Source organism: Methylobacterium sp. E-046 (assembly GCF_022829625.1).
In the GTDB taxonomy this organism is placed as follows: Bacteria; Pseudomonadota; Alphaproteobacteria; order Rhizobiales; family Beijerinckiaceae; genus Methylobacterium; species Methylobacterium longum.
This window is the reverse complement of the sequence record NZ_JAKSYP010000156.1, coordinates 1-497: the sequence shown is the minus strand read 5'-3', so window position 1 is coordinate 497 and position 497 is coordinate 1. Positions and strand designations below refer to the sequence as shown.

The following is a 497-nucleotide window of genomic DNA, read 5'->3' as shown; positions in this document are numbered from 1 at the left end:
CGCTGGCGCCGTACTTCGACGCGGATTTCTACGCGAGCTGGTACGGGATCACGGCCGATCCGGTGCGCGACTACCTCGTCCACGGCTGGCGCGAGGGCCGGGACCCGCGGCCCGACTTCTCCTCGGCCGCCTACCTCGCCGACCACCCGCACCTCGCCAGGGCCGGCCTCAACCCGTTCCTCCACGCGCTGGCGCGACACCGCCGCAGAGTCGGCCGCACGGGGAAGCCGGCCGGGGCGGGCGCGGCCTACCCGCTGGCCCCGCGCGACACCCGCCGGATCGAGCGCCTTGCCCGCCGCCTCGTGGACGGGCCGTTCTATCTCGCGGGCAACCCCGACATCGCCGCCGCCGGCGTCGACCCGGCCGACCACTACATGACGTCGGGCTGGCGCGAGGGCCGCGAGCCGGCCCCGCAGTTCGACGTGCTCGCCTACTGCCTCACGCGCGGCATCACCTACGCCACCCGGAACCCGCTGGTGCACTACGTCCTGCACGGC

1 pseudogene is annotated in these 497 nt (G+C 75.1%); it reads left to right on the top strand.

Annotated features, from left to right (window positions below):
- Positions 1-497 (top strand): annotated as a pseudogene (locus tag MKK82_RS13360) (glycosyl transferase); the annotation flags it as partial.